Below are 14085 nucleotides of genomic sequence, written 5' to 3' on the forward strand. Positions count from 1 at the left end.
ATGAACACGCAAACACAAAATAAAACAGATAAAAGAATTTCAGTAGTCACGACCGGCATTGCCGCCGTAGTGATGGTGGTATTGTTGATTTGGGGCGGAAAAACCCTGTTTACTTATTTGCGTTTTGAGGAAACAAACGATGCGCAGGTAGAAGAATACATCAACCCGGTTACGGCAAGGGTAAATGGTTACATCAAAACGGTACGTTACATCGAAAATCAGGAAGTAAAAAAGGGAGATACCCTGCTTGTGATAGATGATAGCGATTATACTGTACAACAAGACGAGGCAGCGGCTTCACTTTCCAATGCAAAAGCACAGGTAGCTGTGTTGCAAAGTAATGTGCAGACAGCCACTACCGTTGCCAATGCCAGTAAAGCAAAAATTGCGGCAGCCAAAGCAAAACTTTGGAAGCAAAAGGCAGATTTTGAGCGTTATAAGAAGCTATTTGACGCAGAGTCTGCTACACGTCAGCAATTGGAAAGTATGCAAAGTTTACTGGAAGTGGCACAGGCGGAATACGATGCTGCACAGGAAGACTATGCAGCCGCAATTTCTAAAACGAACGACATCAAAGCACAGTCGGAAGTACTGCTTTCTGAAATCCAACGTAGAGATGCCGTGTTAAAAAGAAATCATTTGAATACTTCCTACACGGTGATTTTAGCACCTTATAATGGTAAAATGGGGAGAAGAACAATTCAGCCAGGGCAATTGGTCCAAAGCGGACAAACGATCGCCTATATCGTAGATAAAGATGCCGGAAAGTGGGTGATTGCAAATTTTAAAGAAACCCAAATCGGAAAAATGTATGTCGGAGAACCTGTAAATATTGAAATAGATGCTTTTCCAGGTCAATCCTTTGAAGGAAAGATTGAATCCCTTTCTGCAGCTACAGGTTCCAGATTTTCATTATTGCCTCCCGACAATGCCACTGGTAACTTCGTGAAAATCGCACAACGTATCCCTGTAAGGATCCGCCTCGAAGGAGAATTGAAAAAATTAAGCAATTTAAATGCAGGGATGAGTGCAACGGTACACATTAAAAAGGACCATGAGTAAAACAGCGCCTATTTTTAAATCCTGGGCACCGGAATGGCTGATTAAATTCAGTATTCTGTTATTGCTTCTGGCCTCTGTGCTCTTGTTTGCCTTATCTACTGCAGATGGAACAGCTGCAGCAGGGTACTATGGAATGGAACCTGCTGATGTGCAATTTTCGCTGCTGTTGTTTTATGCCGCCGTAGCCAGTTTTGCAGGGGTAGAACGCAGGTTTTTTGAAAGGATCATTACCAAAGATTACCTGTTGATTTGTATTGTGCTGGAAATCCTGATTGCCTATTGCTGTTACCATACCCGTGAAATATGGCTGGTTTTTACCTTTAGATTTTTACAGGGAATTGTCAACTGTGGAATTACCAGTATTTGTCTGACCTTATTGTTTGGCCGACTAAAATCAGAACATTCCAGAGAAGTAGGCTATACCATCTTTTACGGAATGATCCTCTGTGTTTCTCCGGTTACTGCATTATTTGCCGTCCCCATCGTAGAGAATTTTGAATATAATGTGTTGTACAAAGCCATCATTTTTTGCTTTCTACCTGGCGCAGTACTCCTTTTTGCGATCTTAAACAGGGTACACCTGATTCGTAAAAAACCGCTATACCAGTTGGACTGGGCGAGTTTCCTGCTGTTTGTCGTGATGCTGGTTCTGATTGCTTATGTGTTGATTTATGGCCAGCAAAAAGACTGGCTGGAAGACCGTACAATCGTTTACAGTATCATTTCGATCATCCTGCTATTTATCGTTTCAATCCTGCGTCAAAAGGCATTAAAACGTCCAACTGTAGATCTTTCCATGTTTAAGTACCGCAATTTTAGTATCGGGATTGTTTTTCTAATCGTCCTGTACCTGATTCGCGGTGCTTTTACTTTAACCAGTACTTATTTTATCACGGTATTGGGTATGGATTCCCTACATGCCAATGCATTGATGATCTTTAACATTCTGGGCATTATTTTGGGTTCTTACATTGCGATCCGCTTTCTGATTCTGCAGAAAATGCTGCGGGTATTGTGGATCAGCGGATTTACTTTGCTGCTGGTATTCTTTACCATGATGCGTTTTTTATTTGCTACACAGGCTGATGCAGAGACTTTCATTTTGCCACTTATTCTGCAGGGCTTAGGAGCCGGAATGCTGATGTCCCCAATAGTTATGTTTATCGTATCAGCTGTTCCTGCACAAATGGGACAATCCGCAGCTTCGGTTGGTGTGTTTGTTCGATTTTCAACTTTTAGCCTGAGTCTGGCCTTGATTAATTATTTTCAGTTGTACTTCAAAGGAAGTCATCAGGATGAGCTAAGATCGGGGTTGTCTGCATTGGACTTAGGAATCGCGGAGCGATTAAACGGGTACCAGACCGCTTTATCCAGTCATGGGATGTTAAAAGACGAAGCGGCAAAAGCAGCGGTCGGATTGTTAAATAAGGCCGTTCAGAAGCAGGCATTTCTACAGTTTTGCGTCAATTATTATGAAATAATTGCCGCACTTTGTCTATTCAGTATTGTATTGATTGCCCTTCAACCAGTCATCAGTAAAACAATGATCAATGTGAAGGGCAAAAGGCCGGCTGCAGCAGGATTTTAAGTTGAAATTCTGCTTTATTTATTGAAGTAATCCTCCTTTTATTTCGTTGTAAATCCTGGTGCTTTCTATGACAGGAAGTTCCAGGGCTTTACCATAATCCATTATTGCTCCGGCAAATAATTCCAGTTCTGTATGTTCTTTTTTAGCCTGAACATCCAGTTGTAAAGAAGTGGGTGTCGCATAGGGGAATGTTGCTGCTTTGCTGAAGGTATTTTCAATGATCTCTTCAGGGATGTCAATGTGCTTCTTCTTGGCAATTGATTTGATTTCTTCCATAATCAAAGTGGCCTTTTTTCGTAATTCCGGCACTTCATTGATCTGTCCGATCGATTGATTGTATCTTGCAGAAACCAATCCGAAGCTGGCAATGAAAAAGAATTTGGTCCAGATGTCTGGGAAAGCATCATTTTTATAGGTAATGTCTATACCCGCAGACTGCATTAAACTGACCAGTTCCTGAGCATTGTAATCCGGATTTTCAGGGTCATTTCCGACCACAATTTTGCCGGCATTTCCTTTGTGTTCCACGATACCTTTTTCTTTGATGTGTGAAGCCACATAGACACAGGCGGGCAGTACAATGCCTTTATCAATTACTTTTCGGATCCTTTCATAAATATCTACTCCATTCATCAATGGCAGGATCAGGGTATCGGCATTGATTTTGTCTTTCAATTCCAGACAAACCTTTTCCAGGTCATATTCTTTCACGCAAATGAGGAACACATCGGTATCCAGCACCTCGCTCGGCTGCTGATGAATTTCAGCAGGATGGGCAATCGGATCTTCATGTTCCGGAGAAATCAAGGTCAGCCCATTTTTCTTAACGTTCGAAAAAGTCTCTCCTCTGGCCACAAAGGCGATGCTCAACTCTTGCTGATCGGAATACCGCTGGGCGAGTTTAAATCCAAAATATCCACCAACACCACCCAGGCCGATGACGGTCATTTTTTTTATTGTTTTTTTCATTTCGTAGGGTAGAAGGGATAAAAAGTACAAATATGTCAAATGATTTATACTTTTGGAAAAAAACACCTATTATGAAAAACCTATTCTTTATGTTGCTGTTAGGGCTATTTAGCCTGAATAATGCCAATGCGCAGCAACCAGTAATTCCTCAAAAAATTAAAAGCACTCCATTTTCTATTGGCAAGACTGATCAGATTAAGTCGAAGATTTTAGGCGAAGACAGGATCCTGAACATTTATCTTCCAGATGGTTATCATCCGGATTCTTCAAAAACTTATCCAGTAATTTACCTGCTGGATGGTTCTGCAAATGAAGATTTTGTGCATGTGGCTGGTCTGGTTCAATTCCTAACAATGACAGAAACCATGCCTGCAGCAATTGTCGTGGGGATAGGGAATGTAGATAGAAAAAGAGATTTCACCTTTCCTACAACCATTGCTAAAGATAAAAAAGACTATCCAAGCACCGGACAATCGGCAAAGTTCATCAGCTTTATTGGAAAAGAACTACAACCTTATATTCAGAAAAACTATAAAACAAATGGAGATAAAATGCTCCTTGGTCAAAGTTTAGGTGGCCTGTTAGGTACAGAAATTCTGTTGAAATCACCTTCATTGTTCAATCAGTATATGATAGTGAGCCCAAGCTTGTGGTGGGATAACGAATCTCTACTGGCTAAAGCGCCGGAGCTGTTGAAATCGCTGCCAGCACAAAAGATCAAAGTCTATGTTGCGGTAGGAAAGGAAGGAGCTGTAATGGAGGGTGATGCTAAAAAACTCTCTGAGATCTTAAAAACCACGAATTTAGAAGTTCATTTTGCTTTTTTTCCGGAAGGAAATCATGCGAATGTATTACACAATGCTTTGTATAAAGGGTTTGAACTTTTTAACCCAAAAAAATAACTCAGCGCGATGACACCAATTCTTACTTCCAATCTGATGCTTGATGCCTTGAACTTAAAAGATGCCTCATTTATCATGGAATTAGTAAATACCCAAGGCTGGAAGCAATTCATTGGCGACAGGAATGTCCATGATTTACCGGCTGCGGTAGCCTATGTGCAGAAAATCATGGACAATCCAGCGGTAACTTATTATGTCGTGAAGCTTCAGCAGGATCATACGCCGCTGGGAATCGTGACGCTGATCAAAAGAGATTATCTTCCACAGCATGATATCGGCTTTGCCTTTCTTCCGGTGTATACCGGAAAAGGCTATGCTTACGAGGCGGTCTGCGCCTTACTGAATGATCCGGAAATCAGGAAAGCACATCCTCGGTTGCTGGCCTCCAGTTTAAAAGACAATGTGCGATCTATCCGGCTTTTGGAGAAATTAGGAATGGTGTTCGAGAAAGAATACGTCCATGATCATGAAAACCTTTTGTTATTTGGCATGACACTTCAATAAATTTCATAGGTTTAACAATCTGTTTTTACTGTGGATTCCGATTCTTTATACCCCTGCTTTATCATTAGTTTCGCCTGCTCTTTTATTCCTTTTAAGGTGCTTTCGTACTGAGCTTATAATTATGTGGGTATTATTGAATATTATATAGGAGGTTGATAGGGCCTAAGATAGCTTGTAGCCCAATCAGCCTCCATTTTAAACCCATTAGGATACTGATTTCTCCTTAAAAAAATATAGCCTCTTTTACCGATCATTATAAAGTTTATTATTATCTTCATATTGTTCATTTCGAATGATAGCTAACTGAATATTAAACTATTAACGACTCTCATATGGCAATAGCTGTAAACGGCCCACATGGCCACTTTAAAGGAAAAGTAGGAAATCTTGTTTATTACATGCTTAATGGGCAACCGGTAGTCCGCTTGATTGGCCATAAAGGCAATCCCAGTTTACTTCAACTGGCCAATTACCAGAAAATGTCTGTTACCATGAAATTGCTGAGCAATATGACCAGCTTTATCAAATTGGGATTCGGCTTACAGGCCAAAGGGACAGTGCATAATGCACACAACCTGGCCACCTCTTACTTGAAAAAACACGCTTTAAAGGGAGAATATCCCAATATCAGTGTAGATTATACGAAAGTTAAACTGAGCGAAGGCAGCATGCCTGCAACCCGGGATTTAAAAATTGTTAAAGTCGCAGGCGGATTGCAAATCAGTTGGGATCCGACCCATAGCTATGAATTACAACACAACGATAGTGTGATGGTGATGCTGTGTTTTCCGGAAACCGGAAGAGACCGCGAATACCTGAATATTGCCAGAAGATCGGAAGGAAAGTGTTTTCTCCCATTGTTAGAAGAGCAGCTCAATCAACAGATAGAGCCTTATATCGCTTTCATCTCTGCAGATGGAGAAAGTGTATCTGATAGTGTTTATCTGGGTAATTTAAACGGTGAGGTTAAAACTGAGAAAGAAAAAACTGACGAAAAAAAATACCAGCAGGTAAAAGAGCGCTTTGATCAGGTGGGAGCCAGTTATTTAAGTCAGGTTAGAGACGAATATGGGATGAAACCACGTACCAAAGCCTTTAGAGTGCTGGAAAAGGAATACCTGGCGCTGAAAGAGAAGCTCGAACACCTACCCGGAAAGCCTGGTTAAACAACCCCCGGTATTTTATCTTGTTTTTTATTTACAGCTTTCAGCAAAATTGCATGGCAAATTTAGCTGAAGGTTATTCCTATGCCTAATGATGGAGAAATTACAAGCCTTCCTTTATCCGTCAAAAATGCTACTCTAGTATTAGAATAACTTTTCTAATATAACATGATGTGATCTGTTCAAAGAATCGTCATAAGATCATATGTTCCAGAATACATGATGATAATTAAAGAAAATTCTCAATGCTTACTAAAAGCCGCCGGCGATGTGAGATTTAAGTTGGAAGGGAGGGGCATTATGGTCAAGTGATAAAGAAATCTTCTCAGGGATGCGCATAAAAAAGTCGCTTACGTTTTACGAGAACATAAACGACTGTATGCCTGCTAAATTCAGCTATTAACCGATTAATTCAACAGACAACAAACTTAGCAAATTTTGTTCATTAGCAAAATTAAAGTTACATCGAGCTGCTAAGGCTTTGTCGCAATACCGATGAAATGTATAGAAACATTCACATGAAAGGAGCTGCCCTTTTTAAGGGCATACGTAAAATATTTTTTTTGATGCGTTTAACCATTGTTATAATTTTAATGACTATAAGCCAGTTGTTTGCTGAAGGTATTCAGGCTCAGACGCTAACTTATCATAAAAAAGATATCACGCTTACTGAGCTCTTTAGAGAAGTTCAAAGACAAACAGGGTATAATGTCTTTTGGTCTGATCAGAAAATCAGTTCTCATAAACCCATAGATGTTAATTTTCAGAAAACCCCTCTGGAAAGTGTTTTAGAAGAGGTGTTATCCGGGGCAGATTTAACCTACAAAATTGTCGATAAAACTATTGCAATTGTAGCAGATGATCGTTCCTTGGGTAAGAGGGAGAGTGGTCTGGCAGATTTAATTGATGTTAATGGACGTGTAGTTGACGAAAACAGTAAGCCTTTGGTTGGAGCAGTTGTAAAGATAAAGGGGGCTAAAACAGTTACATTGACGGATAATAACGGGGTGTTTGCCTTAAAGAAAGTTAATGAAAACGCCATAGTGATTATCTCTTTTTTAGGTTACGAGAGCCAGGAGTTTAAAGCTGTTGCAAATATTGGAACAGTAAAATTAGTAGTCAGTACAGGCAAACTCCAGGAAGTTGATATCAGTACAGGTTATCAAAAAATTCCGAAAGAGCGTGCTACAGGATCTTTTGCCTTTGTGGATAATGAATTAATCAATCGATCTGTTTCCACGAATATATTGGACCGATTGGATGGTGTGACCAGCGGTTTGATATTTAATAGGGGGGGGATAACTGGGCCAAGGAGTGCCATAGAAATTAGAGGAAGATCAACATTGTTTTCAGATGGTTCCCCTTTAATTATCGTAGATAATTTTCCTTATGAAGGAGATATTGGCAATATCAATCCAAATGATGTAAAGGACATTACTGTCTTAAAAGATGCCGCCGCCGCATCTATTTGGGGGGCAAGAAGTGGAAATGGCGTGATCGTGATTACCACAAAAAAAGGGGCATTAAATTCAGCGCCTAAAATCACTTTAAATTCTAATGTAAATCTCATAGAACGTCCTGATCTGTATTATGCTCCTCAATTGAGTTCCGAACAATTTGTTGAGGTAGAGGATTTTTTATTTGATAAGGGGCGTTATAATAGTAGTATTAATATGGGGTATTTACCATTGTCGCCTGCCGTAGAAATATTTTTAGCCAAAAGAAATGGGACGATATCTGCCGCGGATTCATTAGCCATGATCAATCGATTGAAAACTATAGATGGTCGTGAACAGGCTTTAGAATATGGCTACAGAAAGCTAGGGGTAAATCAACAGCATGCGATTAGTATATCTGGGGGAGGGGAAGTACAAAAATATTTTTTTTCAAGTGGTTACGACAAAAACATTTCAAATAGGTACAATGATAATTATAGTAGAGTAACTTTAAGAGGAAACAATACCTATTATTTTTTAGAAAATAAACTTGAACTTTATACCGGAATAACCTATACAGGAAGTAATACTAACACAGCTGGTGTTTCTGTTGGGACCCCGAGGTATCCATACTTACAAGTTGCCGATGCAGATGGTAATCCATTAGTGGTAGGTAATGATCTTAGAATAGCCTATGCACAGACTGCAGGGAATGGTAAGCTTTTAAATTGGCTCTATAAACCTTTGGAGGAACAAAATAAAGGATTTGGTACTCAAAAGTATGATTTAACGGATTATCGAATTGATTTAAATCTTACTTATTCTATTTTGAAGGATTTAAGTGCTTCCGCATACTATAGTTATGCGAAAATGATAGGAGAAGGAAATACGTTATTTGAACTTGACTCTTATTATACTCGTAACTTAATTAATTTGTATTCTCAAATAAATGCAACTACGGGGGAAGTTACTTATCCCATGCCTATGGGGGCAATATTAAATACTAGTCAAAATAATATTAAATCTCATAATGGCCGTTTTCAGTTGAATTTTAAGAAAGTATGGGAGAAGCATAATGTTAATTTATTGGGAGGCACAGAGATTAGAGATAATTCTGCGTTTTTAAGTAGGCAAGGAGTCTATGGTTATGATCCAGAAAATGCAAGTAATCGAAATAACACCATCAATCATACCATCGAATATCCCCAATTCACAAATCCGAATATAACTTCACGAATAGCTGGCCTTACCGAATTAAGTGGGACAACAAATCGCTTTCTATCATATTACTTTAATGGCTCCTACTCCTTTGATAGCAAGTATATCGCTTCAATGAGCTTACGCAAAGATGAATCAAATATATTTGGAGTGAAAACAAATCAAAAAGGAGTTCCATTATGGAGTGTAGGTGGATCATGGGTAATAAACAGAGAAAAGTTCTATGAAAGACTGTTGTGGTTGCCATTGTTGAAATTGAGAGTAAGTTATGGCTATACTGGAAATGTTAATACAAATATTTCTGCATACTTGACTGCTAAAGCTAAAAATGGACCCGATCTATTTAATCATATTTCTGCAATAATTCTTAATCCTCCAAACCCCTCCCTGCGTTGGGAAAGAATACGGAACATAAATCTTGGTTTAGACTTTGGTATAAAAAATAATCGCTTAAATGGTAGTATTGATTATTGGAGAAAAAATGGGCTCGACTTGATTGGCAATAGTCCAATTGCAGCACAAACTGGTGTCAAGCAATTCATAGGGAACTCCGCCAATACCTTAACAAAAGGAATAGATCTTAGTTTGAATAGTGTAAATTTCAATGGTAAACTGAAATGGTCTACCACTTTTCTTTATACCCATAGCAAAAGTGAAGTTACCGATTACAAAGTATCTAATGGCTCAAATTCAAATGTAGTTAGTGGTAATTATAATAACCCGTTACAAGGATATCCATATTATGCAATCTTTAGTTATAAATTTCGGGGCTTGGATGCCTTAGGTAATCCAAAGGGTTACTTAAATGGGAAAGAGAGTACATTATATACAGATATTTTAACTTCAATAAATCGTGATGATTTAGTTTATAATGGTTCTGCTGTCCCTATTAATTTTGGAAGTATTCGTAATACGCTTGAATATAAGGGTTTTAGTTTCAGTTTTAACATCACTTATAAATTCAATTATTATTTTCGCCGTGCTTCTTTAAACAATTCAAATTTATATGCACCGGGTGGTATTTATCAAATGCCTGATTATGATAAAAGATGGCAAAAAGCTGGTGATGAGCTTAAAACCAATGTTCCAGCACTTATTTATCCAGCCAATTCTGGCAGAGATAATTTATATACTTATTCTGAGGTATTGGTAGAGAAAGCTGATCACATCCGCCTGCAAGACATTCGATTAGGTTACCGAATCAATCAAAAAAAAGGACTTCCATTTAATGATTTAAATTTCTTTCTCTATACAGATAACGTAGGAATCATTTGGAAGGCAAATAAAAAAAATATTGATCCAGATTATCCAAATAGCCTAATTGGGCCTGCTCCTAGATCAATTGCTTTTGGATTAACCGCAAATTTTTAATCAAAGAGATATGAAAAATATTTTTAACAAGTTTTGTTTTATATTATGTTTTTTTTGCTTTTTAGGTTGCAAAAGAACTGAATTTTTAGATAAAAAACCTTCGACGAATTTAATCGTACCTAAAACTTTAAAAGATTTCCAACAGCTTTTGGATAATTATCAAACTTTCATACAAACTGGAGTAGTTTTGCCACAACTCGCTTCAGATGAATACACCCTTTCTTACCAAAATTGGCAGGTGTTAGCAAACGCTACTGAACGTAATTCCTATATTTGGGCTAGCGACATCTATCAAGGAGAGTCTGGGGAGTATAATTGGAATCCAGTTTATACTCAGATTTTTTATGCAAATAGTATACTTGAAGGATTAGCAAAATCAGAACTTTTAGCTTCAACCGAAGGAAGGGCTTTGAAAGGGGCCGCCTTATTTATACGCGCCATTGGATTTTATGATCTGACTAGAAATTATTGCAAAGCATATGACGCAAAGACTGCTCATACAGATTTGGGTATCCCTCTTCGACTTAAAGCGGGCATTGATTATATCCAGCAAAGGTCAACCCTTCAGGAGAGTTTGGATCAAATTCTTAATGATCTAAGTGTTGCCGAGAATTTATTACCTTCTGTAAGGTCTTCAGAAAATTTAAATCGACCTACTAGGATTGCTGTTTATGCACTCTTAGCCAGGATTTATCTTGATATGCGCGATTATGTGAATGCAGAACGTTTTTCGGATAAATGCCTCTCCTTATATAGTAAAATAACCGACTACAATTTGATTAGCAAAACAGCATCTATTCCATTTACTATTATTAATAATGACGAGTTAATTTATATAAGTACTACAGGTATAGATTATGATGAAATTATAGGAGCAGGTTCAGATTATTCAAGGATTAATCAAGATCTGATTAGTCTTTATTCGGGAAATGACCTCCGGCTGCAACTATATTTTTCTAAACTCACTGATGGTAGTTATAATTTAAAGAGATCATATGCTGGAAATGCGACCGGTTTTTACCCTTTTTTTGGATTGGCTACAGATGAAGTTTATCTGATCAAAGCTGAATGTTTGGCTAGAAGAAATGAAGTATCCGCCTCAATGGATGTATTGAATGCATTACTAATTAAGCGTTTTCATAATAGCTCCCCTTATGTACCAGTTGTAAGTAATTCAGCGAGTGAAGCCTTATCTAAAGTTTTAATAGAAAGACGAAAAGAATTGGTTTGGAGAGGCCTTAGGTGGTTTGATTTAAAAAGGTTAAATAAGGAAGGGGCTAATATTACACTTACCCGTACTTTAAATGGTGTGACGTATACTCTTCCTCCAAATGATTTAAGATGGGTGTTTCCAATATATCCTGCAGAAGTTGCTTTGAGTGGGATAGTACAAAATCCCCGCTAAAATATAAGAATTAAAAATAAGCTCATATAATGAAATTGCATATCAAAATGGTGAAATTATTATTCCTTACTTGTTTCATTCAATTGCTACCATTAAGGATATTCGGAAAAGAAGCTAAATCTATAGAGAAGTTCGTCATGATTGAAGTTATTGTCAAAGATTCTGCTCTTTTAAAAGATGCAAGTATTGAATTTGAAATGTGTAGGGATGCCATAAACTCTATGTTTATAACTAATTATGATTTAAATGTTTTTAAAGTCACTAAACTGAAATCTCTTTTTAAGTTGCCATTGAGCACGGACATAAATTATGGACGCATTATTTATAATTCTTCAGGGTTCAAAGTAGGTAAGGAGGTGTTTAATGCACTTAATAATCTTTTTATTTTTCAGAATGGTGACAATATCAAGATTGTATTTGGTATAAAGAGTGTATTATTTAAAGGGAAAGGAAGTCCTAAGTACAATTGCCTTTTTGAGCTGGCTAATCAAAGCCTTGATGCTGCATCTAAACTAGGTAAAATAGAGGAAGGAAATTCTTCGTTATTTGAGCGAATATTAATTCGACAAATAAAAATAGATGATTCACTTTATTTCGATAAACTAAAGATTTTAAAAAAGTATAAAAATAGAATTAATACTTCAATTTATTCATTAATTAGTGCGGATATCTGGGGCGAGCATAATTTGCATTTAACTGACAGATTCCTCATGATGACGAATGCATCTGGTGACCGAAATGGTTGGGATGAGGTTATTTATAGGTTTCTATCTTCTTATTTAAAAGAATTTGATCATAATAAATTTGATGATGATATTTTGGTGAAGTCATATAAATATTGTGATTTTTTATATAAAAGGGATAGATTCTCTACTATGTTTTTGTTAAGCTCAAAACCTGGTTTTTATAATTTTAGGTATTCTTTTAAAGAATTAATGAACTTTATCAGAAAAGGTAATGAGGGGCTGGTATATGATAAGGTATTATTGATAGCTTATAGTTTTGAAATAAACTTACGTCAGGATGCACGTGATTTTCTTATTGATGAATCTGTGGGGTTTCCGAGAGAGAATGTTTTTAGAAGAGCCATAATGGAGCTGAAAAAGAATAGTACTGGTCCGGCTTTTCCTTTTGAATTACCAGATAAGGAGGGTAAACTACATAAGCTAAGTGATTATAAAGGAAAACTTATAATTTTAGATTTTTGGTACACTGGCTGTGTCGCCTGTGCAAATTTGGCAAAGGAATTAAAACCCATTATTCAGACTTATAAAGACAATCCTAATGTTGTATTTATGACTGTTAGTATTGATGTAAAAAAAGAAAGCTGGGTGAAAAGCTTGGAAAAACAGATATATACAAGTGATGATGAGATTAATTTATATACAGCTGGACTTGGTGCTGATCATCCAATTATTAAACACTATAATATAGACGGCTTTCCTATCTTGATAATTATAAAGGATGGTAAAACGATTTCAACCGCCCCTCCAAGACCAAGGAGTAGTATAGCGGATAGTGCGATTTTATTCAAAAATTTTTTGAATGGATTTTTATAAATAAAGAGAATAGTATTTGTAATTAAATACTATTCTCTCTGTAATTTAACTTTTACTAGTCTACATATAATGTACTTTTAGTAGTTTCTGGATCTTCAATAATATAACCATTATCTAAATAATCTTGAATTTGGGTAGCAGTATAGGAAGTTTGTCCTAAAGAGACAAGTGTTGGCATATTCGATTTTCCTAATAATGTTACTTCATAAGAACATCTATTTGCTGCTGATGTTTTGCAAAATGAATAGTCTGGGGTTGCACTTGGATTTGAAGGGTTAATTTGTGTAAATTGTCCAGCTGCCCTTTGTACTAGGTAATCAAATGTAACAGCTTTTTTATTAGTACCAAGGTCTACATTTGTGAATGCACTGAATGCGAATGCTGAGCCTACAGTCATCAGGCCCAAAGCAATTTTTTGGAAATTTTTCATTGTTTTATGTTTTATTGATTTGGTTTGGTATTGCTATATTTCTTTATACAGGGGATAGCATTTACCTGTTACTACGCGTAATTTTTTATTCATCCCCTAAGTATAATCCATATTTGTAATGAGGATCACTGAATAACCAGTTATTGGCTAGATATTCATCAATTTGCTCTGTTGTGTAATAAGTTTGCCAAATGGTGGATAAGTTTGGTATATTCCATTTGCCTAGTAAAGTTACCTCGTAGATGCATTGTCGTTTAGAGCTCCCTATGCATAATGCTCCATTAGGTTGTTCATTGTAAGGTAGATATGGTGTGAATTGACCTGCGTGCCTTTGCACTAGATAATCAATCAGTATATAAGATTTTTTATTTACCATATTCTCTTGATTTTTTTTTGCATTTGTAAATGCACTAAATCCGATTGCCGTCCCAATCACGAGCAGACCCAAAATCACTTTCGTTATATTTTTCATCGTTGT

11 protein-coding genes are annotated in these 14085 nt (G+C 37.0%); 8 read left to right on the forward strand and 3 right to left on the reverse strand.

Annotated elements, in window-relative coordinates:
* Entirely contained in the window at positions 1 to 1062 is a 1062-nt protein-coding gene (locus R2Q94_RS06645; protein ID WP_316820665.1) for an HlyD family secretion protein, read from the forward strand.
* On the forward strand, positions 1055 to 2650 hold the full coding sequence (locus R2Q94_RS06650) for an MFS transporter (protein ID WP_316820666.1): 1596 nt from the start codon (positions 1055 to 1057) through the stop codon (positions 2648 to 2650). The genes R2Q94_RS06645 and R2Q94_RS06650 overlap by 8 nt, the downstream gene beginning before the upstream one ends.
* An 18-nt stretch (positions 2651 to 2668) precedes the next feature.
* Here the strand turns inward: R2Q94_RS06650 and R2Q94_RS06655 are convergent, their stop codons facing one another.
* Positions 2669 to 3619, reverse strand: coding sequence for a 2-dehydropantoate 2-reductase (locus R2Q94_RS06655; RefSeq protein WP_316820667.1), 951 nt, complete (start codon positions 3617 to 3619; stop codon positions 2669 to 2671).
* Positions 3620 to 3690: 71 nt separating this feature from the next.
* On the opposite strand from R2Q94_RS06655, the gene R2Q94_RS06660 reads away from it, so the two are divergent.
* The 6 genes from R2Q94_RS06660 (at position 3691) to R2Q94_RS06685 (ending at position 13177) form a co-directional block, all read left to right on the forward strand.
* Positions 3691 to 4521 (forward strand): alpha/beta hydrolase, encoded by an 831-nt coding sequence (locus R2Q94_RS06660; protein WP_316820668.1) that lies wholly within the window; start codon positions 3691 to 3693, stop codon positions 4519 to 4521.
* A 9-nt stretch (positions 4522 to 4530) separates the two neighbouring features.
* Complete coding sequence (locus tag R2Q94_RS06665) at positions 4531 to 5025, forward strand: GNAT family N-acetyltransferase (RefSeq protein ID WP_316820669.1); 495 nt, start codon at positions 4531 to 4533, stop codon at positions 5023 to 5025.
* A gap of 332 nt (positions 5026 to 5357) precedes the next feature.
* On the forward strand, positions 5358 to 6191 hold the full coding sequence (locus R2Q94_RS06670; RefSeq protein ID WP_316820670.1) for a DUF6266 family protein: 834 nt from the start codon (positions 5358 to 5360) through the stop codon (positions 6189 to 6191).
* 515 nt (positions 6192 to 6706) lie between these two features.
* The gene (locus R2Q94_RS06675; protein WP_316820671.1) at positions 6707 to 10213 is read left to right on the forward strand and encodes a SusC/RagA family TonB-linked outer membrane protein; all 3507 of its coding nucleotides are present in this window, start codon (positions 6707 to 6709) and stop codon (positions 10211 to 10213) included.
* A gap of 10 nt (positions 10214 to 10223) precedes the next feature.
* The gene (locus tag R2Q94_RS06680) at positions 10224 to 11618 is read left to right on the forward strand and encodes a RagB/SusD family nutrient uptake outer membrane protein (protein WP_316820672.1); all 1395 of its coding nucleotides are present in this window, start codon (positions 10224 to 10226) and stop codon (positions 11616 to 11618) included.
* Positions 11619 to 11647: 29 nt separating this feature from the next.
* Positions 11648 to 13177, forward strand: a complete 1530-nt coding sequence (locus R2Q94_RS06685) for a TlpA disulfide reductase family protein (RefSeq protein WP_316820673.1) — start codon at positions 11648 to 11650, stop codon at positions 13175 to 13177.
* 55 nt (positions 13178 to 13232) lie between these two features.
* Here the strand turns inward: R2Q94_RS06685 and R2Q94_RS06690 are convergent, their stop codons facing one another.
* Together R2Q94_RS06690 and R2Q94_RS06695 are read right to left on the reverse strand one after the other, a co-directional pair.
* The gene (locus tag R2Q94_RS06690) at positions 13233 to 13607 is read right to left on the reverse strand and encodes a hypothetical protein (protein WP_316820674.1); all 375 of its coding nucleotides are present in this window, start codon (positions 13605 to 13607) and stop codon (positions 13233 to 13235) included.
* 85 nt (positions 13608 to 13692) lie between these two features.
* Positions 13693 to 14079 carry a hypothetical protein gene (locus R2Q94_RS06695; RefSeq protein WP_316820675.1) on the reverse strand — a complete coding sequence of 129 codons (387 nt, stop codon included), beginning with the start codon at positions 14077 to 14079 and terminating at the stop codon, positions 13693 to 13695.
* Positions 14080 to 14085 lie beyond the last annotated feature (6 nt).

It is taken from the genome of Pedobacter gandavensis (genome assembly GCF_032678465.1).
GTDB lineage: Bacteria > Bacteroidota > Bacteroidia > Sphingobacteriales > Sphingobacteriaceae > Pedobacter > Pedobacter gandavensis_B.

Coding starts and splice junctions, on each gene's coding strand:
- R2Q94_RS06665 (WP_316820669.1), top strand. CDS start 4,531: ATGACACCAATTCTTACTTCCAATCTGATGCTTGATGCCTTGAACTTA.
- R2Q94_RS06655 (WP_316820667.1), bottom strand. CDS start 3,619: ATGAAAAAAACAATAAAAAAAATGACCGTCATCGGCCTGGGTGGTGTT.
- R2Q94_RS06685 (WP_316820673.1), top strand. CDS start 11,648: ATGAAATTGCATATCAAAATGGTGAAATTATTATTCCTTACTTGTTTC.
- R2Q94_RS06670 (WP_316820670.1), top strand. CDS start 5,358: ATGGCAATAGCTGTAAACGGCCCACATGGCCACTTTAAAGGAAAAGTA.
- R2Q94_RS06680 (WP_316820672.1), top strand. CDS start 10,224: ATGAAAAATATTTTTAACAAGTTTTGTTTTATATTATGTTTTTTTTGC.
- R2Q94_RS06645 (WP_316820665.1), top strand. CDS start 1: ATGAACACGCAAACACAAAATAAAACAGATAAAAGAATTTCAGTAGTC.
- R2Q94_RS06695 (WP_316820675.1), bottom strand. CDS start 14,079: ATGAAAAATATAACGAAAGTGATTTTGGGTCTGCTCGTGATTGGGACG.
- R2Q94_RS06650 (WP_316820666.1), top strand. CDS start 1,055: ATGAGTAAAACAGCGCCTATTTTTAAATCCTGGGCACCGGAATGGCTG.
- R2Q94_RS06675 (WP_316820671.1), top strand. CDS start 6,707: ATGAAAGGAGCTGCCCTTTTTAAGGGCATACGTAAAATATTTTTTTTG.
- R2Q94_RS06660 (WP_316820668.1), top strand. CDS start 3,691: ATGAAAAACCTATTCTTTATGTTGCTGTTAGGGCTATTTAGCCTGAAT.
- R2Q94_RS06690 (WP_316820674.1), bottom strand. CDS start 13,607: ATGAAAAATTTCCAAAAAATTGCTTTGGGCCTGATGACTGTAGGCTCA.